Below are 22,307 nucleotides of genomic sequence, written 5' to 3' on the forward strand. Positions count from 1 at the left end.
GAGATTTCCCTGAAACACAGTTTACCTCATGGCGATAGACCAGAAGTACCCCTACTACAGCATCGCTGTTGATGAAACTTTACAAAAGCTGGACGCAAAAAAGGAGGGGCTGACGGAGGAGGATGCAAAGCAGCGGCTAGAACAATTCGGGCCAAACGAACTAACCGGGTCAGAAGGTGTAAATCCCGTGCTGCTTTTCCTGAGGCAGTTCAAGGACTTCCTGATTCTGATCTTGTTACTGGCGGCAGGTGTGGCATGGTACGCCGACCAGCGGGTGGATGTGTATGTGATACTTGGCGTGATCCTGTTTAATGCCATACTCGGGTTTATGCAGGAGTACCGTGCCGAGAAGGCCATACTTGCGCTCAAAAACATGATTAAGCAGGAGACAACAGTTGTGCGCGATGGCATACCCAAAACCATTGAGGCCAAATACCTGGTGCCCGGCGACATCATACAACTGGAAGAAGGCGACAGCATACCTGCCGATGCCCGCCTGGTTTCATACAAGAACCTGCAAACTGTGGAGGCTTCGCTAACGGGAGAATCGCTGCCGATTGAAAAAAAGACGGACCCACTACCGGATAAGAGCAACCTGGGAGACAGAATAAACACACTTTTTAAAGGCACGCACGTAGCTCGTGGTACAGCTACAGCGGTGGTTACCGGCACCGGAGGCAATACCGAGCTTGGCAAAATATCTAAGTCGCTGAGCGAGATAAAATCAACTACCACCAATTTCAGGAAAAAGACTGAGCGGCTGGCAAAGCAAATGGCCATAATAGCGATTGCTACCTCTGTGCTCGTGTTTATACTTGGGTACTTTGTGCGGGATTATGCTTTCGAGGAGATTTTACTTATAACGGTGGCTACGCTTGTGTCGTCTATTCCTGAAGGGTTGCCTGCCGTTATCTCTATTGTATTAGCCATTGGTGCCAAGCGCATGGCCGACCAGAATGCCATCATCCGGGAATTTACGGCAACCGAAATGCTTGGCTCTATCTCGGTTATACTTACCGATAAGACAGGTACCCTCACCAAAAGTATACTCACCGTAAAACGCATTTTTTTAGGCGATGCTACCGAACTGGAAGTGTCCGGGTCCGGGTACGCGATTGATGGGGAAATAAAGCGAAACGGAGAGCCAATTGATGCCTCGGAGAACCCGGTTTTAGCAAAGCTTTTATACATTGCCGCAGAAAGTAACAACGCAAGGCTTTCGCAAAAAAAAGCAGCAGCCGGCAGCGATTTACCCGAAGAGCAGGAAGTGTCCGGAGACCCTACGGAACTTGCTTTGCTTGTCCTCTCCCGAAAAGCGAATGCCAAAGAGAAAGCTTTGCTACCCGACGCAGCAAAGCTGGATGACCTGCCCTTTAGTTCTGAACAAAAATTCAGGGCCACGCTGGCAGAAACCGGGGCTAAAAAAGAGATATTAGTTGTAGGTGCCCCAGAGAAAATTCTGAAGCTTAGCTCAAAAATACTAACCGCCAACGGCCCCCAGGAACTGACACAAGCGCACCGTGAGCAGGTACAACTTAAAATGGACGAGTGGGCGGATCATGCCATGCGCGTGTTGGCTTTAGCTTACAAGCCTGCAGATGGAGGGGACGCCTTAAACGCAGACCAGGTGCAGGAGCTGACATGGGTGGGCATCACCGGCATTGTAGACCCTCCGCGAAACGGCGTACCAGAGGCTGTTGAAAAATGTAAATCGGCGGGTATACGGATAATGATGCTAACCGGCGACCATAAGAAAACCGGTGCCGCCATTGCCCGCGAAGTCGGCATTATAGATGGTAAGGCGGCTGCTGTCGGTTATCCCGAAGCTTTGCAGGAAGATGAACTGGAAGAAGAGCTGAGCCTCTTTGAAAAGCAGGTAGAGCATGTCTCTGTTTTTACGCGCGTTAGCCCAAATACTAAACTACGCATCGCCGAGCATATGCAGGAGAAAGGCCACCTGATAGCCATGACCGGAGACGGTGTAAACGATGCCCCAGCACTAAAGCGTGCCGATGTGGGCATTGCCATGGGGATAAGAGGCACCGACGTAGCTAAAGATGCATCCCAGATCGTACTTTCAGATGATAATTTTGCCACCATTGTGCGAGCTATCCGCGAAGGCAGGATCGTGTTCCAGAATGTGCGGCAAACAAGTTTTTTCCTGCTTACCACCAACTTTGCCTTTGTGTCGGTTTTTATTGTTGCCATAGCCCTGGGTTGGCCTGTGCCGCTTACAGCCACGCAAATACTTTGGGTTAATCTGGTAACAGACGGGGTGATGGAGCTTGGCCTGGCGGCAGAGCGCGGACACGGCGACATTATGAAGCAGAAACCCGTAGCCCGCGATGCCAATATCCTGGACAGATCAATTGTGCCTTACTTGTTGCTGATGAGCGTGATGATGCTGGGCCTTGCCCTGAGCGTGTTCTATTATTATTTGCCGCAAAGCGAGGAAATAGCCCGCACCGCAGTATTTATAGTACTTGCCATGACGCAGGTCTTCAATGCCTTCAACATGCGCTCCATAGACAGGTCGCTGTTCTCTATCGGGTTCTTTAGCAATAAGTTTGTGAACATTGCCTTTGTCGTTTCGCTGGCCCTGCAGTTGCTGGTTATTTACACGCCGTTTCTGAGCAACGTGTTCCGCTTTGAAGAACTCCCATGGTTTGACTTGCTTATTCTTATCGGCCTCTCTACGTTGGTTATCTGGTTTGCAGAAATGTACAAGAGAGTGCGTTTTGGAAAACAGGAGCGTGAAAGAGAAGATAGGGATGAATGGGCAAATGATGCAGCACCTGAAACCGCGTAAGTATAAACCAGTAGTTATCTAATGATGCCGTATACTTTAGAGCAGCTAATCCGGGAAAAGCAGATAAAAGCTGTCATACTTGACCTGGACGGGGTAATTACCCAAACAGCGCAGGTACATGCCAATGCCTGGAAAAAAATGTTTGATGATTACCTGCAGCAGCGCGGCAAAAGCGACGGCAAGGTATACAATGCCTTAGAGATCGCTACAGATTATCGCCAATACATTGATGGCATCCCGCGCTATGATGGGGTGCGCAACTTCCTGGCGTCGCGTGGTATTGTTTTGCCGGAGGGCACACCCGAAGATGAAGCGGGAAAAGAAACAGTAGCCGGACTGGGAAATCTTAAAAATCTATACTTTCAGGAAATCATCAAGCAAGGTGGCGTAGAAGTGTACAGCGATACCGTATCCTGGCTGAAGCAACAGCGGCGGCAGGGGCGCAAAACAGCCGTTATCTCTGCAAGTAAAAACTGCAAAACCATACTTGCCGCTGAAGGCATAGAACACCTTTTTGATGCGCGCGTAGATGGGGTGGAGGCTGTGAAGCTGAACTTAAAAGGCAAACCTGCCCCGGACGTTTTTCTCAAAGCCGCCGAACTGCTAGGTGTACTGCCCAGGGAGGCTGCCATTTTTGAAGATGCCATAGCCGGCGTAAAGGCTGGAAAGGCTGGCGGTTTTGCACTTGTTGTAGGAGTGGAACGCGCTGGCAATAACTCAGAACTTTTAAACTACGGTGCCGATGTGGTGCTGGAAAAATTTCCTATACACAACACATGAAAAATCAACCTGGCGTGGTGAAGCACGATCCGCTTGCCTTACCTTCTGCTCTCGACAATTTGCCTGCATTTCTGGAAGGAAAAAGACCTGCTGTTTTCCTGGATTACGACGGCTGCCTGTCGCCTATTGTAAAAGACCCTGCCAAAGCCATACTTAGTGCCGGCATGCGCAACACTTTGCAGCAACTGGCCAAAGTATGCAGCGTAGCCATTGTAAGCGGCCGCGACAGAGCTGATGTAGCCAGGCTGGTGCAGCTGGATAATTTATACTTTGCCGGGTCGCATGGCTTTGATATTTCGGGCCCTGATAACATGCACACCGAACCTGGTGGGGCAAAAGCTGCCTTGCCTGCGCTGGATGCAGCCGCAGAAGAACTAAACCAGCAGCTAAACAGCATACAGGGTGCTTTGGTAGAGCGCAAACGCTACGCTATTGCAGTACATTACCGCAACGTGCAAGATAGCGAAGTGGAAGAGCTGAAACGTATTACCGCCGCTGTACTAGGGGCGCATCCAGCACTTAAAGAGGGACTTGGCAAAAAGATAATCGAGCTAAAGCCTAACCTGGACTGGCACAAAGGCAAAGCTGTTTTTTGGCTGATGGAAGAACTTAACCTGAACAAACCGGACATCGTGCCGCTTTACATTGGCGATGATATCACGGATGAAGACGCCTTTGCCTCTTTACAAGGCCGGGGTGTAGGTATTTTAGTTGGAGAGCACGACGATAAAACGGCAGCAGAATATAGGCTGGAAAACGTGGAAGAAGTAGAGACATTCCTGCAGAAATTAACACAACACCTCACACTTTAAGCTATGCCAAAATGGAGAATAACCTATAACACCTGGGAACCGCACGCCCAGCCTTTGCGTGAAACGCTTTGTACTTTGGGCAACGGTTATTTTGCTACCCGCGGAGCTTTTGAGGAAGAAACCGCCGATGAGCAAGTAAATTACCCTGGCACGTATATGGCAGGTGGGTATAACAGGTTAATCTCCATAGTATCGGGGAAAGAAGTAGAGAACGAAGACCTTGTGAACTGGCCTAACTGGCTGCCTTTGTCTTTTAGACACAAAGGAGAAGAATGGTTTAGCCTGCAAAAGGTGGACGTGCTGGAATACGAACAGGAACTGAACATGCAGCAGGGATTGCTTACCCGGCGGGTTCTTTTCCGGGATGCAGCCAAACGAGAAACATTGCTTACAAGCCGGCGGCTGGTAAGTATGGCTAACCCCCATGTTGCAGCGCTGGCCTGGGAAATAATTCCTCAAAACTGGTCAGGAGAAATAGAGCTGAAAACTGCCTTAGACGGGAGAGTGATCAACAGCGGCGTGGCACGTTACCGTTCCCTCGAAAGCAAACACTTAGAGCCTGTCACAGCAGATCAGTATAATGAAGACACGCTGTACCTGGTAGCACAAACCTCACAATCCAAAGTACGGATGGCGCAGGCTGCCCGTACTGAGGTTTTTGTTGATGGAAAGCGGCAGGAGGCGGCACGCAGAAGTATGGCTGCGCCAGATTACGTGGAGCAGCAGCTAACCTTGCCTTGCACCCAGGGCAAAGCCGTGGTAGTTGAGAAATCAGTACTTATTTATACTTCCAGGGATCACGCCATATCAGAACCACTCTTGGAAGCCTGCGAAAATATAGAGCGGCTGGGCCGGTTCGATCAATTGCTGAATGCTAGTGGCCTTGCGTGGCAGCGCCTCTGGAATCGTTGCGACCTGGAGCTAGACTGTAACGAAAGTGCACAGTCTATACTGCGGCTGCATGTGTTTCATTTGCTGCAGACAGTTTCGGCGCATTCTGTTGGGCACGATGTGGGAGTGCCGGCGCGTGGTTGGCACGGCGAGGCTTACCGCGGGCATATTTTCTGGGATGAGCTCTTTATTTTCCCGTTTCTGAACCTGCGCCTGCCCGCCCTTACCCGCGCGCTGCTGATGTACCGTTACCGTCGTTTGCCAGAGGCCAGGTATGCAGCTATTGAGGCCGGTTACCGGGGAGCCATGTTCCCGTGGCAAAGCGGCAGCAACGGGCGTGAAGAAAGCCAGGTTGTTCATCTTAATCCGGAATCTGGAAACTGGCTGCCGGACAACACGTTTCTGCAGCGCCACATTAACGCAGCCGTAGCCTATAATGTATGGCATTACTACCAAACCACCCACGACAGAGAGTTCCTGGCTTTTTACGGGGCAGAGTTGATCTTTGAAATCGCGCAGTTTTGGTCTTCAATTGCCATTCTTAGCCAGGAAAAAGGGCGCTACGAGATCCGCAACGTGGTTGGGCCGGATGAATATCACACCGAATATCCTGATTCCGACAGTCCAGGTCTTTCGAATAATGCCTACACCAATGTGATGGCCGTGTGGGTTATCCAATGCGCTTTGCAGGTAATGGATATACTGGATAGGTCGCGGCTTGAGGAGCTGAAAGATAAATGTGGTATCACCACAGCTGATGTAGAGCGTTGGCAGCACATTAGCCAGCGCATGTACGTGCCGTATATCGGAGAAACCAACATTATTGCCCAGTTTGAAGGCTACGAGAAGCTGGAGGAATTTCCGTGGGAGAAGTATAAAGCCAAGCATGGAGAGGCCATGCGCCTGGACCGTATCCTGGAGAGCGAAAATGACAATGTGAACAAGTATAAAGCCAGCAAACAAGCCGATGTGCTGATGCTGTTTTACCTGTTTTCTTCAGAGGAACTGCAGCAGATGTTTCAGAAAATGGGCTATACTTTCAAACCCGAATCTATTCCCGAAAACATTGCCTACTATTCGCAGCGAACTTCTCATGGCTCTACGTTAAGTAAAATAGTGCATTCCTGGGTGTTAGCCCGATCAGATAGAAAACGTGCCTGGGATAACTTTAAACTGGCCTTAATGAGCGATGTGGAGGATGTGCAGGGAGGTACAACGGCAGAGGGTATACACCTTGGCGCCATGGCTGGCACAGTAGACCTGGTGCAGCGCTGTTTTACAGGGCTTGAGATACGCGATGAAATGTTGTGGTTTAACCCTGTGCTTCCGGATGAGATCGGCTGTCTGAACTTAAAGTTACGTTACCGCAGCCATTGGCTATCGTTGGAGCTGTTACAGGATAAAATGCTTATAACGTTTGATAAGGGATGGGCGAAAGAAATAAAAATTGGTGTAATGGGCGAGGTATACACTTTTAGAGCTGGTGAAAAACGTGCGTTTCCCATTCGGAAAAGTTAGCCAGATCAAAACCTATACTTAACAGCGCTTGCAACAGAAACAGTTTAGAGCAGAACTACAAAATACTTTAACACAGGCAACATGCATAAAATCATCACAATCACACTTAACCCTGCATTAGATAAAAGTACTACGGTGAGCCACGTGCTGCCCGAAAAAAAACTACGCTGCGATATCCCGGTATACGAGCCCGGGGGAGGCGGTATCAATGTGTCGCGAGCCATTAAAAAATTAGGTGGCGAATCCTGTGCCTGGTTTTTGGCAGGAGGGCCTGCAGGCGAAATGCTAAGCAGTTTACTTAAAGAAGAAGGGGTATCTGCCTGGGCAGTTAAAACAAAAGAGTGGACGCGCGAAAACCTGATGGTGATGGAAACCACCACCGGAAACCAGTTCCGGTTTGGCATGCCTGGCCCCGAAACCTATGAAGATGAATGGACCCAATGTCTGAATAAACTGGAGCAAATGCCGCAGCAGGATGTTCCGGAGTTTGTAGTGGCCAGCGGCAGTTTACCCCCAGGCGTGCCCGACGATTTTTACCTGCGCTTAGCCGAAATTGCCCATCAGAAAGGTTTTAAATTAGTGGTGGATACATCTGGCGAAGCTTTGATGAAAGCGGCAGGAGAGGGCGTATACTTGCTAAAGCCAAATCTGGCAGAACTGGCAGCTTTGGCAGGTAAGGAGCATATTTCTGCGATGGAGCAGGAAGAAATAGCACAGCAGATACTTAGCGAAGGCAAATGCAAGGTACTGGTGGTATCGCTGGGGCCGAGAGGAGCCATGCTTGCCTCCAAAGAAGGTATAACGTATATAGTGCCACCCACCGTGCCGCCCAAAAGCGCAGTTGGCGCCGGCGATAGTATGGTGGCGGGTATGGTAATGAGCCTTGCTAAAGGTTGCTCTTTAGATGAAGTGGTGCGTTATGGCGTTGCAGCCGGTACAGCAGCCACCATGACAGCCGGCTCAGAGCTTTGCCGGAAAGAAGACACCGAAACAATTTATAAGTGGCTGCAGGAACACAAATAACAGGAAGGTAAACGCAAGTCCGTATTCAGATTCAGCGGCTTTCCGGGTTTATACTTTTGATAGCTTTTATAAATGTTCAACTAAGTATAAAAAAGAGAAAGGGCGGAGCCGTAACTCCACCCTTTCTCTTTCTCTCGAAGTGTAAATTATACTTAAGCGTTTCTGTCCATGCAGTTTAAATCTGCGAAGGCTTCTTTTAAGCGAGCGATAAAGTTCTTTTCGCCTTCACGCAGCCATACCCTTGGGTCGTAGTATTTCTTGTTGGGGGAATCTGCGCCTTCCGGGTTTCCTAGTTGAGCCTGCAGGTAGTCGCGTTTCCCTTCGTAGTAATTTTTTACGCCATCCCAAAAAGCCCATTGCATATCCGTGTCAATATTCATTTTGATGGCACCATACCCGATAGCCTCTGTGATCTTAGCTTTTTCGGAGCCGGAGCCGCCATGGAACACGAAGTTTACTGGGTTAGCGCTGGTGCTATACTTTTGCTGAATGTGGTCCTGCGAGTTTTTCAGAATCTCGGGGCGAAGCTCTACGTTGCCAGGTTTGTACACACCATGCACGTTTCCAAAAGCAGCGGCAATGGTAAACCGATCGCTTACTTTCTTTAACTCTTCGTAGGCAAAGGCAACTTCTTCTGGTTGGGTATATAAGCGCGAGCTGTCTACGCCTGTATTGTCTACACCATCTTCCTCGCCGCCTGTTACGCCCAACTCAATCTCTACAGTCATGCCCATTTTATCCATGCGCTTCAGGTAGCTGGCGCAGGTCTCAATGTTCTCCTTTATCTCTTCTTCTGATAAATCCAGCATGTGCGAACTGTACAGCGGCTTGTTGTTTTGCGCATAGTATTTTTCGCCTGCATCAAGTAAGCCGTCAATCCAGGGGAGCAGTTTTTTGGCAGCGTGGTCTGTGTGCAGTATAACCGGAACGCCATAAGCCTCGGCCATCAGGTGCACGTGCTGTGCCCCGGAAACAGCACCGGCAATGGCAGCTTTCTGGTTTTCATTGTCTAAGCCTTTGCCAGCGAAAAACTGTGCCCCGCCATGCGAGAACTGAATTATAACCGGAGAGTTTACCGCCTTGGCAGTTTCCAGCACCGCATTTACGGAGTTTGTGCCAATGACGTTAACAGCCGGTAAGGCAAATTTATTTTCGTTGGCGTAGCGGAACAGTTCCGAAACTTCATCACCGAACAATACACCTGCTCTGAATCTTTTTCCCATGTTTTAATGCTTGTTTTATACTTTTAAAATGAGTTAAACGAGATTAGAAAATAAAAAGGCAAGAAACAAGTTTATCTTTCATTCAACCTCAGGTAAAAGGTATTTCCTTAAGTTTATAGGAAAATTTAAAGCTACATCATTTATCGTGAGAACAAATTCCTGCCTTCAGGCCATAACTACAGAAACGCTGCATAAAAGTGCATTGCCTGAACAAACCAAAGCTGATGCAGATAATAGTTATTAAGGCCTGTTGAAGCGCGATGAGAGCAGTATGAAGCGCATTTACATCGTGGCGCAAGCAGAAAAAAAACAAAAACCGAACTGCCCTATAAATTTATCGAAACAATGTATAAAGGGGCAGCTGACAAAGTTAATGATGCAGTTGCTGGGAAATATAAAAACATCTCATGAGAAGCTGCAGGCCATTAAGGAGAAGGTTGATAACATGGATACAAAGTTATGTCTTTCTTTTACCACGTTGGCAAAGCAGGACAGCAACGCAGCCGCAATACCGGTGGTTCAGAAAGCGAACAGAACAGGATGAGGAGTTAGTATAGAAGTATAAAGTTTAAAGGGAGGCCTGCGCCTCCTTTTTATTTTCTTTTGGTTGTTATGCTACCTGGGCTCTAAAGCCAGACCTTCAGTCAAAAACCAGCACTTTGTCTTTGTGTTTGCCGCGCATGTAGCCTCGTATAATCTGCTGAATATCTTTGTTATCGTTATAGCGTGTTATCGCTCCCTTAAAATCATCCAGCGACGAGGCAGAGAAGGTGTCGTCAACAAAGCCAAAGCCCATGTAAGTGCCGTGCTCTACCACTACTACGGATTTTTCACCTGGCTCACGGCCTTTCCCGATAATCACGAAGCTGTTATGCTCATAAGTGAAGGACTCGAGGGCGGCATCTACGCGTTGATTGTATTCTTCCGGATCCTCTTTTCCAAGGCAGGCGCCTTTGCATTGGTGCACCTGGTAATCAAAGCAAGCGCCGTTTGTTTTGTACAGGTCGCAGAGCTTTTGGCAAAGGTTAAATTTGGCCACCTTATGAAACAAAAAGCCTTTGGCTTTGTAGTGGTTTGAGAGCGCAATAATGGGTGTCATGCTCACGTTGTCGGCTTTGTTTACACTTCCGAAGGTTAGCCTTTTGTAACCGTTGTCGTCGGTGTAGGTAAAAATGCCGGTGTTAAACACGCTGCGGCGCTGCTGGCGGTTATACTGCGGTTTCATGCGCTTTATCTCCGCCGACTCAAACAACAAAGCCACTAGTTCATTGCCCATCATCTCAAAAGTAATGTCGGCTATGCTGTTCTTAAAGTCCAGGGACTTGCGGCTTTTGTAATCGATGTTAAAGTGCTGGATAATCCGCTTTTTTATGTTGATGCTTTTCCCAACATAAATCACCTCGCCTTTCTCGTTATAAAAATAGTAAACACCAGGCACCATGGGCAAGGCATCTATCTGCTCCCTTGAAATGTTGGGAGGCAGCAGCGATGTTTTTATTTCCTGTTTGATGGCTTGCGAAGGCTCTGCAGCCATGTGCATATTGCCATCCACTACAGGGCGGTTTATTTTAATCAGCTTATCAAACAGCTTGGCTGTGGCTTCTGCGTCGCCAATGGCGCGGTGGCGCTGGCTGAGCGGGATATCTATACTTTTGCAAAGCTTACCTAAACTGTAAGAGGGCAAACCCGGAATAAGCTTTCGGGTGAGGCGAACGGTGCAGAGGGTTTTGCGCTGAAAAGTATAACCTAAGTCGGCAAACTCCTTTTTAATAAAAGAGTAATCGAAGCGCACGTTGTGGGCCACAAATATTTTTCCGTCTGTAAACTCAACAATTTCCTTGGCAACTTCATAAAACTTCGGCGCATCCTTTACCATTTCGTCGGTAATGCCGGTTAGCTGCGAAATAAAGTATGGGATCGGGCGCTGTGGATTTATGAGAGTGCTGTATTTATCAACAACCTGGTGTCCGTCGTGTATAAATATGGCAATCTCAGTTATTCTGTCTTGAGCAGGCTGTCCGCCTGTGGTCTCAATATCTATTATAGCGTACAAATGGTTGGGAGTTAAGTCCGTTACTTCCTGCGCATCTGCAAGTGCAGGAAGCTCTTCTCCTAAACCAATTTTTTTAGTATTCCGTTTCAAATTAACCGCAACTTAGCTTTTGAGCGAATAAGGTTAGCATTTAGTCTTCTTTCTTGCGTTTGCCCCTCGCAATTCCATTCCACATTTCCTGAAACCAATTGCTGACTCGGCCCCGCTTTTTGGTGTTAACTGTGTCGATGTCGGCAAGCAGAAAACCAAAAGGCGTTAATGGCGGGTACACGTCAAAAACTACTTTAAGCATGGCTATAAGGGGTATAGACAGAATCATGCCGGCTGCGCCCCAAATTTCACCGCCAATTAATAAGGCCACAATGGCAGCAAACGGGTTTATACTTACCTTAGATCCTACTACAAATGGCGTGATGAAATTGCCTTCCAGGAACTGTACAAACATGAAAACTGCAATCACAAGTACGGCATCTATCAGATGGCCCGTAGTGGCAAGCGTGAGTAGGGCAGGTAGCAGCGCACCAATAAGTATACCGATGTATGGTATGATAGTAAGGATAGAGGCAAACACACCGAAGAAGATCGCATACTTTACGCCAAGCAGCATTAACCCGGCAGAATTTAGCAGCGCCACTATAAAAATCACAATCATTAAACCTGAAATGTAGCTCTGCACCACCTGTTGTATGTTCATTACTGTTTGCGTCAGGCTGCTGCGGCGGTCTTTAGATACAAACTTAAACAGGAACTGCTCCAGGTGGTCGCGGTAGTATAAAAAGCAGAACACAAAAATTGGTACCACCACAAGCATCGATAAGGCACCTGTTGTCATGGATATGGTGCTGCCCAGAAAAGTGGTTGTAATATCCTGCAAGCTACCAATGGCGTTTTTAACCAGATCGGCTCTGTTAGAGGGCTCTATGCCAAATTTGCTGTAAAGGAAAGTCTGCACTTTATCCACCAGCGTACCAATGTTTTCGCCAATAGTATCCAGCTCAGAAGTAAGGCTCACCAACTGCATGGACAGGAACCACACCACGCCACCGAGCACAATTACCACCAGCACAATACAGAAAAGTATAGCCAATGGCCGCGGAATGCGCAGCCGTTCCATGTCTTTGGTTAGGGGCAGCAGTAGCAAAGCAAAAAGCAAAGCAAAAGCCAGGGGCACAAGCACCGACTTAAACGATTGAAGCAATCCTATCAAAAGCACAACGCCCAGCAGGATAAGTATAAATTTCAGGTAGTTAGGTAGTTTTATCTCCATAGAAGGCTAAGCCACAAGAAGTATGCGTGCATCAGGCATTAAAGTAACTAAATGTTAAGCTTAAATTATAGAAGTTTTTATATATTAATTTGCTAAATTTAATAGCTAAAGTATAAGCCAAATATCTTGATTTTCATGAACCAGAGCCTTAATTTTATGGTTCTATACTAATGCAATGGCTATGAAAGCCATAAAGCTAATTTTTAATTGCTAATTATATTAGCTAAATTTTTAGTTATTTGCATTTTGTTCTGGTGCCGGAACTAATTGTTGCACCGGGGCGCTTTTATTTTTCTATATTTCCGATTGGGTTTACCTAAACAACTACACTTACGCTTACAGAATGGCAGAGTTAGAGCATAATTACAACGAAGACAGCATTCGCTCGCTGGAGCCGCGCGAGCACATCAGGTTACGCCCTGGTATGTACATCGGCAAGCTTGGAGATGGATCTTCGGCTGATGATGGTATTTATATTTTGGTGAAAGAGGTGATTGATAACTCCATTGACGAACACGTGATGGGTTTCGGTAAAACAATCGACATCAAAATCTCTGACCACAAAGTACAGGTGCGCGATTACGGGCGCGGAATTCCGCTTGGCAAAGTGATTGACTGTGTTAGCAAAATCAATACAGGCGGTAAGTACGACAGCAAGGCTTTCCAGAAGTCGGTTGGTTTGAACGGGGTGGGTACCAAGGCGGTGAATGCCCTTTCCAGTTATTTCCGCATCCAGTCTGTGCGCGACGGAAAAGTTAAGGCGGCCGAGTTTGAGCGCGGCGTTTTAACGGAAGATCTTGAAATCCAGGATTCATCGCAGCGCAATGGTACGCTTACCGTTTTCACACCGGACGATACTATTTTCAAAAACTACCAGTACAACCCGGAATACCTGGAAAACCAGATCTGGAACTATGTATACCTGAATGCTGGCTTAACTATAAACTTCAACGGTAAAAAGTATTATTCCGAAAATGGTCTTCTGGACCTGCTGCGCAATAAATCCGATGAAGAAAGCATGCGTTACCCGATCATCCACCTGAAAGGGCCGGATATTGAAATGGCGCTGTCGCATGGCAACGACTATGGCGAAGAGTATTACAGTTTCGTGAACGGCCAGTACACTACAATGGGTGGTACGCACCTGGCGGCTTTCAGAACGGCTATAGTTAAGACTATCCGGGAGGTTTATAAAAAGGATTACGATGCCGCTGATATTCGCGCTTCTATTATAGGCGCTATTTCGCTGCGTGTGCAGGAGCCGGTGTTTGAGTCGCAGACGAAGACAAAGCTAGGCTCTATTGATATGGGGCCTGATGGCCCGACGGTTAACGCCTACATTAACGACTTCATAAAAGAGCACCTGGATAACTATTTAAGAAAGAATAGTGAAACATTTGAGGCCCTGAAGAAGCGAATTGAGCAGAGTGAGCGTGAGCGTAAAGACATGGCTGGGGTTAAAAAGCTTGCCAACCAACGCGCTAAAAAAGCAAACCTGCACAACCGCAAACTGCGCGATTGCCGCCTTCACTTCAACGAAGACAAGCATGAGAATGCGCTTCTTTCCACACTCTTCATTACCGAGGGTGACTCTGCCAGTGGTTCTATCACAAAATCACGGAATGTGGATACAGAGGCCGTTTTCAGTTTAAGAGGTAAGCCCCTTAACTGCTATGGCCTGAAAAAGAAAGTAGTTTACGAGAACGAAGAGTTTAACCTGCTGCAACACGCCCTTAACATTGAAGAAGGCTTGGAGAACCTGCGCTACAACCGCGTTGTAATCGCTACGGATGCCGACGTGGACGGTATGCACATCCGTCTGCTGCTGCTCACGTTCTTCCTGCAATTCTTTCCGGATCTGGTTCGTAACGGGCACGTGTTTATACTTGAGACACCGCTTTTCCGGGTGCGCAATAAAAAGGAAACGATCTATTGCTACAACGAAACAGAGAAGCAGGTGGCAATTCAGAAACTGGGCAAACGTCCTGAGATCACTCGATTCAAGGGTTTGGGAGAGATTTCGCCGGATGAGTTTGGCAAGTTTATCGGCGATAACATTAAGCTGAAGCCGGTGATCCTGCAGAAAGATACCACGATACAGAAGATACTGAGCTACTACATGGGCAAGAACACGCCGGAGCGCCAGAACTTCATTATCGATAATTTGAAGATTGAGAAAGACATAGTTGAAGAGATTTATGCATAACGACGATATAAACGAAGAATTGCACCAACAGGAGGGAGAAGAACTGGAAGTAGCGTTTACAGATGGCGAAGAAGAAGTAATCCATAATGTAACTCCTGTAGCCGGCCTTTATGAAAATTGGTTCTTAGATTATGCTTCCTATGTAATTCTGGAGCGTGCGGTACCAGCTATCGAAGATGGTCTAAAGCCGGTGCAGCGCCGTATCCTGCACGCGATGCGGGAGATGGACGACGGTCGCTTTAACAAGGTGGCTAACGTGATAGGTCAGACAATGCAGTATCACCCGCACGGTGATGCGTCTATCGGTGACGCTATGGTGAACCTCGGCCAGAAAGATCTTTTGATAGAAACCCAGGGTAACTGGGGTGATGTGCGTACAGGCGACAGCGCTGCTGCACCACGTTATATTGAGGCACGACTTTCCAAGTTTGCTTTGGATGTGGTGTTTAACCCCCAGACTACGCAATGGCAGCTAAGCTATGATGGCCGCAAAAATGAGCCGGTAACATTGCCGGTTAAGTTTCCGCTGTTGTTGGCTCAGGGCGTGGAAGGTATAGCGGTGGGCTTATCTACCAAAATAATGCCGCACAACTTTAAAGAGCTGATCAAAGGCTCTATTGATGTGTTAAAGGGCCGTAGCACCACGCTTTTACCAGACTTTCCTAACGGAGGCCAGGTTGATATTACAAATTACAATAATGGTATGCGCGGTGGCAAAATACGCGTGCGTGCTACCATAGAGAAGGTAGATAAGACCATGCTCATCATCCGTGATGTGCCATATGGTGTTACTACTACCGGCCTGATGGAATCGATTGTGAAGGCAAGCGAGAACAACAAGATCAAGATCAAAAAAGTGATTGATAATACGGCCGCCAATGTAGAGATACAAGTACAACTGCCGCCAGGTGTTTCTCCGGATCTTACAATGGATGCCTTGTACGCTTTCACAGATTGCGAAGTATCCATTTCTCCGAATACCTGCGTTATTATCGATGATAAGCCGCACTTTATGAGTGTGGATGAGCTGCTACGCATATCAACTTTCAAAACAGTTGACCTGCTGAAGCGTGAGCTGGAGATCCGCAAGGGCGAGCTGGAAGATAAGTGGCACTATTCTTCGCTGGAGAAAATTTTTATCGAGAATCGCATTTACCGTGATATAGAAGAGTGCGAAACCTGGGAGGCTGTTCTCAATGCTATCGATAAAGGCCTGGATCCATTCAAGTCGTTGTTGCGCCGCGAAGTTACAGAAGATGATATCATTCGCCTGACTGAGATAAAGATCAAGCGTATTTCTAAGTTTGACTCTTTCAAGGCCGATGAATACATTAAAAAGCTGGAAGAGGAAATGGCTGAGGTAGATGACCACCTGGCTAACTTAATCCGCTACGCCATTGCTTACTTTGAAGGGCTGCTGAAGAAGTATGGCCAGGGCCGCGATCGCAAAACACAAGTCAAAACCTTTGATGTGATTACAGCGCAGAAAGTGGCCATTGCAAACCAGAAGCTGTACATGAACGCTAAGGACGGCTTTATCGGTACCAGCTTGCGCAAAGACGAATTCGTGTGCGACTGCTCTGATATGGACGATATAATCGTGTTCCGTAAAGATGGCAAGTTTACAGTAACCAAAGTTTCAGATAAAACATTTGTTGGTAAGGACATTATTATGGCCGGCGTTTACAATAAAAACGACGAGCACATGGTGTACAACATGATCTATGTGGACGGTAAGACAGGCGTATCGTTTGCAAAGCGATTTGCTGTAAAATCCATTACCAGAGATAAGGAGTATGACCTGACCAAAGGCAGCAAAGGCTCTAAAGTACATTACCTGACTGCCAACCCGAACTCAGAGTCGGAAGTGGTAAGTATAACTTTGGCTCCACAGTCTACTGCGCGCATCAAGCAATTCGACTACGACTTTGCGGATCTGATGATCAAGGGCAAAGGCTCTAACGGTAATATTGTTACGAAATACCCGATCAAGAAAGTTGTGCAGAAGAGTCTTGGCGATTCTACTTTGGGTGGCCGTGAGATTTACTATGACGAGGTGATCGGTAGGCTGAACACGGAAGGCCGCGGCCGCTACTTGGGGTCTTTCAATACAGAAGATACTATACTTGTTATTTACGAGGATGGTACTTACGAGCAGACAACATTTGACCTGACCAACCATTACACCGTTGAGAAGATTAAAGTGCTGCAGAAGTTTGAACCGGAACTGGTAGTGTCTGCAATTTATTACGAGGGAGATAATAAAACGTATTATGTAAAGCGTTTCAAGATAGAAACCTCTACTGTAGGCAAGAAATTTACCTTTATCTCTGAGAGCAAAAACTCGAGGCTGGAGGCCGTTTCCACGCATTCGCAGCCGTTGGCAACCATCAAGTTTAAGCTAAGCCTGCGAGGCGAAAAAGCATCTGAAAAGCTGCTGCTAAGCGACTTTATTGATGTGAAAGGCTGGAAGGCAATGGGTAATAAACTGAACTACTTTAAGATATACGATGTAGATGTACCTAAAATGGATGCTGTAGAGCAGCCGCAGGACGAGAAGGGCAAAGCCAAAAAAGCCGCTCCCAAGAAAGCGCCTGTAACGCTACCATCCGAATTAAAAGAGCTGGCAGAGGAGGCCGCCAAGATTAGTGGCACCCAACTCTCCGAAGTTGAAACCGTAGAAGAAGACAAGCATGATGGCGACGGACTTAAAGCTTTAAAAGAGAAAAAGCAGCTGGATCTCTTCTGATCCGGCTAACTTTACTCTTGCAGAAGTCTTTGATATTCCTTAGCTTGTAGTGTGTAGAAATATGAGAAGACTTTTAAAAGCATTTCCGGTTATATTCTTTCTCTTTTGCTCCGCGTTTGCCACCATGGCAGATGATGGCGCATCAGGGAATGACAAGCTATTGCAGCAGGCTGAGCAATTGCTTGTTAATTATAAGGATAGCGAGGCACTCGTAGTCTTTGAAAAAATCTTAGAGGAGTCTGAAGATAATTATGTGGCCCTTTGTAAAGCCAGTTACCTGCATTGCCGCATAGGCGACAGGTATACCGACGAAACAAAAAAGCTGCAACATATCTCCAAAGCAAGAGAGTATGCCAACAGAGCTTATGCTTTAAATCCGTCCGATTCAGAGTCAAATTACGTGATGGCGCTGTCATTGGGTAGTCAGGCATTGGTTTCTGGTCCAAAAGAACGGCTGTCAAGTATAAACCAGATGAAAACTTTTGTGGACGCTGCTTTAGCTGCCAATGTGGAACACGCGGGAGCATGGCACATATTGGGGCGCTGGTATTTTAAGATGGCCAATCTTAATTTTGCCGAAAAAATGGCCTCTAAGTTTTTGTTTGGAGGTGTTTGTGGTGTTGCGTCTAATAAAGATGCCGCTGATGCGATAGAGCGGGCCATAACCTACAATCCAAAAAACATCAGATATTATTACGATCTGGCTCTTATTTATAGTGAGATGAAGGAAAAAGAAGCTTGTATGAATACGCTGACGAAAGCTCTTACGCTTACCTTGTACACCAAGGAAGAGTTAGAGTTAAGCAGGCGCTGCAAGATCATGCTGCAAGAGAAAAAGAATACATAAACATATTCAGAATGTCTTCAGAAAGCCTGCTTCCGAATAGGAGGTAGGCTTTCTGCTTTATACAGCGTGGATAAGTAACATAGTATTATTCTATTTAGGTAATTTGTTTTAATTTAGCGCACTTAAGGGCCTTAGGCCGTCTTAATTAAAATATGCCAGTAAAGGGACAGCTATATTTTTGGGGATTAGTGCTGGTGATGTCTTTAAGCGGATGTGTTGGCGAGAAGGATGCGCAGGAGCGCATGGTGGACCTGACTGACGTGAAAGATGATCCGGAGGCCCAACTCAAGAACCTGGACGCTGCAATAGATCAATCAAAGCGTGACGGCAGCTTGTATGCACGGCGTGCCATCGTTTTGCTTCGTAAAGGCGATCTGGAAAGGGCGCTGAAAGATGCAGAAGATGCTGTACGGCTTACCAAGAACGAACCATCAGCCTTGTTTGTGAAAGCCCAGGTGCTAAGAGCTTTAAACCGGCAGGAAGAAGCATTGCCATTAGCCTTACAGGCTGAACGCAACTCCTACCAGAGCAGTTCTTTATATGTTTTACTCGGCGAGTTATACTTGCAACGGAAAGATTACAAGCAAGCTAAGCTATACTTGGATAAAGCGCAGGAGTTATCACCTACAGATGCTTATGCATATTATTACAAAGGGCGTGTGCAGGAGGTAACCGGAGATACGGCAAGGGCAATGCGGAATTATAAGATGGCGCTGGAACAGCTACCCGACTTTATGCAGCCGCACCGCGAACTAACCGGATTGCTCATAGCCCGGAAAGAGTATGAAACGGCAAAGCCATACTTAAAAACGGTAGAGAAGCTGGATAAGAAAGACGGAAAGCTTTGGTATTATAAAGGTTTGCTTTACCAGGCAACGCAAAAGCAGGATAGTGCTTTACTTAGTTTTAATAAAGCGGTGGCACTAAGTGATACGCTATACGGCGCTCATTACAGGTTAGGAATGGCCACCTATGCGCAGGGTAACACCGAAGAAGCTTTGGCACATCTTGAGAAGGTATACGATAAGTATAAACGCGAACCAAAGTACTTAAGCACCTTAGCAGGTGCCTACGAGCGTACCGGTCAAAACATAAAAGCGCTGTCTACCTACCAGCGTTTAGTGGAGGTAGAGCCACGCTATACTTATGGCTATCAGGCAATTAGCCGCCTGAAGTATAAATTAACGAAACCAGTACCCGATAGTACAACTGTGCGTCGGGCAACAATAGAACAATAGATTTTAGGATACATGATCAACATCACACTGCCAGACGGCTCTGTTCGCCAGTACAACCAAGGTGTAACAAGCTTCGAGATCGCACAAAGTATAAGCGAAGGCTTAGCTAGAAATGTGCTTGCTGCCAAAGTAAATGGTTCTGTTTGGGACATAACGCGCCCGATAAACGAAGATGCAACGGTGCAGCTGCTCACCTGGAATGATGAAGAAGGTAAAAACACGTTCTGGCACTCATCAGCTCACTTGATGGCTGAGGCGCTGGAAGAATTATACCCCGGCGTGAAGTTTGGCATCGGACCTCCTGTTGAAAACGGTTTCTACTACGATGTAGACCTTGGGGAGCAGTCATTCTCGCAGGATGAATTCGCTAAAGTAGAGCAGAAGATGCTCGAACTTGCCCGCACTAAAAACGAATTCGTGCGCCGTGAAGTGTCAAAAGCCGAGGCTGTAGATTACTTCACACAAAAAGGCGATGAGTATAAACTGGATCTGATCAAAGACCTTGAAGATGGCACCATTACGTTCTATACCCAAGGTAACTTCGTGGATCTATGCCGCGGACCACACCTGCCGAACACCAGTAGCATTAAAGCTGTAAAATTAATGAACGTGGCAGGTGCTTACTGGAGAGGTGACGAAAGTAAAAAACAGCTTACCCGAATCTACGGCGTAACCTTCCCGAAACAGAAGGAGCTGACAGAGTACCTGGAGCGCCTGGAAGAGGCCAAGAAGCGTGACCACCGTAAGCTGGGCAAAGAGCTGGAACTGTTCGCCTTCTCTGAAAAGGTAGGTATGGGCTTGCCGCTGTGGTTGCCTAAGGGCACGCTGCTGCGCGAGCGCCTGGAGCAGTTTATGCGTAAAGCACAAGTTAAAGCAGGTTATCAGCCGGTTGTTACGCCACACATTGGCAGCAAAGAGCTTTATGTTACATCCGGCCACTACGAAAAGTATGGCGCGGATTCTTTCCAGCCGATCAAGACACCGAATGAAAATGAGGAGTTCCTGCTGAAGCCAATGAACTGCCCGCACCATTGCGAGATTTATAAAACACGTCCGCGCTCATACAAAGAGCTTCCGGTGCGTTTCGCTGAGTTTGGTACCGTATATCGTTACGAGCAAAGCGGTGAACTACACGGCTTGACACGTGTCCGTGGCTTTACGCAAGACGATGCCCACATCTTCTGTCGCCCAGATCAGGTAAAAGAAGAGTTTATCAAGGTAATTGACCTTGTGCTTTATGTATTCAAGGCACTAGGCTTCGAAGATTATACAGCTCAGATATCTTTGCGCGACCCTGAGAACAAGACGAAGTATATTGGTACTGACGAAGTATGGGAGAAAGCTGAGAGTGCTATTATAGAGGCTGCAGCAGAGAAAGGCCTGCGTACTGTAACCGAATTGGGCGAGGCTGCGTTTTACGGACCTAAGCTCGACTTTATGGTGAAGGATGCCCTTGGCCGTAAATGGCAGTTGGGAACTATTCAGGTAGATTATAACTTACCTGAAAGGTTCCAGTTAGAGTACATAGGTGCCGACAATGCCAAGCATCGTCCTGTAATGATCCATAGAGCGCCATTTGGTTCACTAGAACGCTTTGTGGCTGTATTGATCGAGCATTGCGGTGGTAACTTCCCGCTTTGGTTAAGCCCGGAGCAGTTTGCCATACTTCCTATCTCAGAAAAGTATCACGATTTTGCGCAGGAAGTATACAACAAACTGGAAGAGGAAGATATCAGAGGTTTTGTAGACAACCGCGACGAGAAAATCGGACGTAAAATACGGGATGCGGAAGTTCGCAAAGTGCCTTTTATGCTGGTAGTAGGAGAGAAGGAACAGGAGAACAATGCGGTGTCTGTAAGAAGACACGGCGAAGGCGATTTAGGATCGATGACAGTTGATGAATACATCAAAATGTTTAAGTCAAAAATTGCTGAAACACTTAACAAATAAGAAATTATTTTCTTTTTGATATAAAAATTGCGATATTCGCAGCCTAATTGTAGAAATTAACTTAAAGGAGGTACAACCATAGCAACGCCAAATAAGCGCTACATCCCACGCGGAAAGGTGGAAGAGCCATACAAAGTCAATGATAAAATAACTGCCCGAGAAGTTAGGTTGGTTGGTGACAATGTAGAGCAAGGAATTTTCCAGACCAGAGATGCTCAGAAAATAGCAAATGAGCAGAATCTTGACCTGGTTGAGATTTCACCGACAGCTAATCCGCCAGTTTGCCGCATCATCGACTACTCGAAATTTAAGTACGAGCAGAAGAAGAAAACGCGCGAAATGAAGGCAAAGGCGCAAAAAGTAGTGATCAAAGAAATTCGTTTCGGCCCTAACACGGATGATCATGACTTCGAGTTTAAGCTAAAGCACGCCAAAGGCTTCTTAGAGAGTGGATTTAAGATTAAATCTTATGTGCACTTTGTAGGTAGAACTATTGTGTTCAAAGAAAGAGGCGAGATCTTGTTGCTTAAATTTGCACAGGCGCTTGAGGATGTAGCTAAAGTTGAGCAGCTGCCTAAGTTGGAAGGAAAGAGAATGTTCTTGATCCTATCACCGAAAGTGGCACCTGCTGTTAAAAAATAATTTTTATCAATCAATTTTATAAACATGCCAAAAGTAAAAACTAAATCTGGTGCAAAGAAGCGTTTTTCTTTGACAGGTACTGGCAAAATCAAGCGTAAGCACGCTTACAAAAGCCACATCCTGACCAAGAAAACGACGAAGCAGAAGCGTAACCTTACTCATGCAGGACTTGTTAGCTCAGCTGACATGGACAGAGTAAAAGCAATGCTTAACATTTAATTATTTTAGGTTAACTAATAGTACGAACCCGGTGCCTGGTCTTTTTTGAAGATTAATCTTAATCACCAGTCGCCAAAACT

16 protein-coding genes are annotated in these 22,307 nt (G+C 46.8%); 13 read left to right on the forward strand and 3 right to left on the reverse strand.

Annotated features, from left to right (window positions below):
• Positions 1-28 precede the first annotated feature (28 nt).
• The 5 genes from Q1A23_RS06835 (at position 29) to Q1A23_RS06855 (ending at position 7,833) form a co-directional block, all read left to right on the forward strand.
• A complete protein-coding gene (locus Q1A23_RS06835; RefSeq protein ID WP_299821356.1) occupies positions 29-2,809 on the forward strand; it encodes an HAD-IC family P-type ATPase in 2,781 nt (926 codons plus the stop codon).
• A gap of 21 nt (positions 2,810-2,830) precedes the next feature.
• The gene (locus Q1A23_RS06840) at positions 2,831-3,589 is read left to right on the forward strand and encodes a beta-phosphoglucomutase family hydrolase (RefSeq protein ID WP_299821358.1); all 759 of its coding nucleotides are present in this window, start codon (positions 2,831-2,833) and stop codon (positions 3,587-3,589) included.
• Positions 3,586-4,401, forward strand: coding sequence for a trehalose-phosphatase (otsB, locus tag Q1A23_RS06845; RefSeq protein WP_299821360.1), 816 nt, complete (start codon positions 3,586-3,588; stop codon positions 4,399-4,401). The genes Q1A23_RS06840 and otsB overlap by 4 nt, the downstream gene beginning before the upstream one ends.
• A gap of 3 nt (positions 4,402-4,404) precedes the next feature.
• The gene (locus Q1A23_RS06850; protein WP_299821362.1) at positions 4,405-6,810 is read left to right on the forward strand and encodes a glycosyl hydrolase family 65 protein; all 2,406 of its coding nucleotides are present in this window, start codon (positions 4,405-4,407) and stop codon (positions 6,808-6,810) included.
• Between the two features lie 81 nt (positions 6,811-6,891).
• Positions 6,892-7,833: a hexose kinase gene (locus Q1A23_RS06855; RefSeq protein WP_299821364.1), complete on the forward strand. Its 942-nt coding sequence runs from the start codon at positions 6,892-6,894 to the stop codon at positions 7,831-7,833.
• A 152-nt stretch (positions 7,834-7,985) separates the two neighbouring features.
• Here Q1A23_RS06855 and fbaA read toward each other — a convergent pair whose 3' ends face one another.
• A complete protein-coding gene (fbaA, locus tag Q1A23_RS06860; RefSeq protein WP_299821366.1) occupies positions 7,986-9,056 on the reverse strand; it encodes a class II fructose-bisphosphate aldolase in 1,071 nt (356 codons plus the stop codon).
• A gap of 271 nt (positions 9,057-9,327) precedes the next feature.
• On the opposite strand from fbaA, the gene Q1A23_RS06865 reads away from it, so the two are divergent.
• Positions 9,328-9,600, forward strand: a complete 273-nt coding sequence (locus Q1A23_RS06865; protein WP_299821368.1) for a hypothetical protein — start codon at positions 9,328-9,330, stop codon at positions 9,598-9,600.
• Between the two features lie 96 nt (positions 9,601-9,696).
• Here the strand turns inward: Q1A23_RS06865 and Q1A23_RS06870 are convergent, their stop codons facing one another.
• Entirely contained in the window at positions 9,697-11,199 is a 1,503-nt protein-coding gene (locus Q1A23_RS06870) for an exonuclease domain-containing protein (protein ID WP_299821370.1), read from the reverse strand.
• Positions 11,200-11,239: 40 nt separating this feature from the next.
• The gene (locus tag Q1A23_RS06875; RefSeq protein ID WP_299821372.1) at positions 11,240-12,376 is read right to left on the reverse strand and encodes an AI-2E family transporter; all 1,137 of its coding nucleotides are present in this window, start codon (positions 12,374-12,376) and stop codon (positions 11,240-11,242) included.
• A gap of 343 nt (positions 12,377-12,719) precedes the next feature.
• Here Q1A23_RS06875 and Q1A23_RS06880 point away from each other — a divergent pair, with 343 nt between their 5' ends.
• From Q1A23_RS06880 to rpmI, 7 genes are all read left to right on the forward strand, one after another.
• The gene (locus Q1A23_RS06880; RefSeq protein WP_299821374.1) at positions 12,720-14,582 is read left to right on the forward strand and encodes a DNA topoisomerase IV subunit B; all 1,863 of its coding nucleotides are present in this window, start codon (positions 12,720-12,722) and stop codon (positions 14,580-14,582) included.
• Positions 14,575-17,331 carry a DNA gyrase/topoisomerase IV subunit A gene (locus Q1A23_RS06885; RefSeq protein ID WP_299821376.1) on the forward strand — a complete coding sequence of 919 codons (2,757 nt, stop codon included), beginning with the start codon at positions 14,575-14,577 and terminating at the stop codon, positions 17,329-17,331. The genes Q1A23_RS06880 and Q1A23_RS06885 overlap by 8 nt, the downstream gene beginning before the upstream one ends.
• Positions 17,332-17,392: 61 nt before the next feature.
• Entirely contained in the window at positions 17,393-18,178 is a 786-nt protein-coding gene (locus Q1A23_RS06890) for a hypothetical protein (protein WP_299821378.1), read from the forward strand.
• Between the two features lie 152 nt (positions 18,179-18,330).
• Positions 18,331-19,416 (forward strand): tetratricopeptide repeat protein, encoded by a 1,086-nt coding sequence (locus Q1A23_RS06895; protein ID WP_299821380.1) that lies wholly within the window; start codon positions 18,331-18,333, stop codon positions 19,414-19,416.
• A gap of 12 nt (positions 19,417-19,428) precedes the next feature.
• Entirely contained in the window at positions 19,429-21,366 is a 1,938-nt protein-coding gene (gene thrS, locus Q1A23_RS06900; RefSeq protein ID WP_299821382.1) for a threonine--tRNA ligase, read from the forward strand.
• A gap of 117 nt (positions 21,367-21,483) precedes the next feature.
• Positions 21,484-22,008, forward strand: coding sequence for a translation initiation factor IF-3 (infC, locus tag Q1A23_RS06905; protein WP_299821384.1), 525 nt, complete (start codon positions 21,484-21,486; stop codon positions 22,006-22,008).
• A 24-nt stretch (positions 22,009-22,032) separates the two neighbouring features.
• Positions 22,033-22,227 (forward strand): 50S ribosomal protein L35, encoded by a 195-nt coding sequence (rpmI, locus tag Q1A23_RS06910; protein WP_299821385.1) that lies wholly within the window; start codon positions 22,033-22,035, stop codon positions 22,225-22,227.
• Positions 22,228-22,307 lie beyond the last annotated feature (80 nt).

This window comes from uncultured Pontibacter sp., from assembly GCF_947492645.1.
Taxonomy (GTDB): domain Bacteria; phylum Bacteroidota; class Bacteroidia; order Cytophagales; family Hymenobacteraceae; genus Pontibacter.